This window comes from Deinococcus rhizophilus (assembly GCF_030271215.1).
Taxonomy (GTDB): domain Bacteria; phylum Deinococcota; class Deinococci; order Deinococcales; family Deinococcaceae; genus Deinococcus; species Deinococcus rhizophilus.
In genome coordinates this window covers 1-1,722 of the sequence record NZ_JASNGB010000306.1, presented here as the reverse complement: position 1 = coordinate 1,722, position 1,722 = coordinate 1, and the positions used below count along the sequence as shown (strand labels likewise).

At 75.3% G+C, this 1,722-nt stretch carries 2 protein-coding genes; both read right to left on the bottom strand.

All coding sequences use genetic code 11. The annotated features are described in order from the left end of the window. Nucleotides 1–984 (bottom strand): amidase (locus QOL99_RS16860; RefSeq protein ID WP_285525536.1); only part of this gene is annotated, 984 nt, incomplete at its 3' end. A 49-nt stretch (nucleotides 985–1,033) separates the two neighbouring features. Further along, a complete protein-coding gene (locus QOL99_RS16855; protein WP_285525534.1) occupies nucleotides 1,034–1,549 on the bottom strand; it encodes an NDR1/HIN1-like protein in 516 nt (171 codons plus the stop codon). Between the last annotated feature and the right edge of the window lie 173 nt (nucleotides 1,550–1,722).

The following is a 1,722-nucleotide window of genomic DNA, read 5'->3' as shown; positions in this document are numbered from 1 at the left end:
GCCCAGCGGGGGCGGCGGCGTCGGCACGGCGGGCGCGAGCAGCACGTCGCAGGTTCCGAACAGGGCGTCCACCTGCGCCCGGTACCCCTCCCGGCGGGCGTGGGCGGCGGCCACCTCCTCCGCGCCCAGCGCCTCTCCCTGCCGCAGCGAGGCCAGGGTGAAGGGCAGGAAGCCGGGCTCGGAAAGCCGCAGCGCCTCCCGGTGAACCTCCGCCGCCTCGCTCAGCACGATGGGCGTGTAGGCGCCCAGCATCTCGGGCAGCGTCACCGCCGAGAGGATCGCCCCCCGCGCCTCCAGGCCCGAGGCGAAGACTTCCACCGCCTCCCGGACCTCGTCCGTGACCCAGTCCTCCGGCAGCCACAGGCCCACCCGTAGCCCGGCCCAGTCCTGCACGGGGACCGCCTCACCCGTCAGTGCCTCGTGGACGCGCACCACCGTGCCCACGTCGCGGGCGAGCGGTCCCGCGTGGTCGCAGGTGGGCGAGAGGGGCAGCACGCCGTCGGTGCTCCAGGCCGGGTGCCCCTTCGTCGGCTTGTACCCCACCACCCCGCACCACGCCGCCGGAACCCGGATGGAGCCGCCGGTGTCGGTCCCCAGCGCAAAGTCCACCTGTGAGAGCGCCACCGTGACCGCCGCCCCGCTGCTGCTCCCGCCGGGGGCATGGCCAGGCAGGAAGGGGTGCTCGGTGCCCTCATACCCGTTCAGCCCCGTGATCCCCAGCGCGACCTCATGCAGGTGCGTCTTGCCCAGGGCCGACGCGCCCAGGTTCAGCAGCCGCCGCACCAGCACGCTCTCCCCGACCTGCGGCACCGGCGCCCGCGTGCTCGCCTGCAGCGGCCAGCCGGGAACGCCGAACAGGTCCTTGACGCTGAAGGTCAGCCCCGCGAGCGGCCCGTCCGGGGCACCGCGCAGGGGAGAGGCCGGGCGGTAGGCCCAGGCCCGCTGGGGGTCGGGGAAGGGGGAGAGGTCGGGGGGCCGGGTCACGGGGGCAAGCTATCAGGGGTCAGCGCGAAAGCTGGCGCGGAAGGCTCCCTCAAAACGGCAGGATCGCCGGTTGCTGCCACACGCCCTGCGCCAGCGTGAACGGCCCGAAGCTGGGCTGTCCCAGCCGCCCGAAGTCGGCGGTGAAGCTGCCGTCCACCCGGAAGGCCACCTCCTGCCCCCGCGCCACCCGCAGGAAGGCCCCGGCGGTCGTCAGGGTGACGGGCAGCCGCACCTCGGCGGCCAGCGGCCCCTCGCCCCGCGCGGGCAGGTTCACGCCCGGCAGGGTGACGGCGCCCACGTCCTCGCCGTCGATCACGAGGCGGGCGTCCACCCGCGCGAGGCGCACCGGCAGGGGATTGGGGTTGCCCACCCGCAGGGCCACCGTGACCGAGGCTGTCGCCGGGTTGCCGCCCCCCGGCAGGCTCAGTCCGGTCAGACGCACGCCCTGAAGCTCGAAGGTGGGCACCTGCACTGCGGATTGCAGCGAGGCCAGCGGCGCACAGCCGGAGAGGGGCAGCGCCAGCAGGGGCGCGGCGAGGAGGGAGAGAAGGGAGAGCCGCTTCACGTCCCCACGCTACCCCGCCCGCCTGGGGCTTGCCTGACGGAGGGCCTGACCGGAGTACGCTGCCCCCATGACAGGCAAGGCTTGGAGGAGCGCGGCGCGGCGGGCACTCGCCGCAGGCACGCTGCTGGGCGGCGCGGCGGGGGCGGCCACGCTGGAGTTCGGGGTGTCCTACG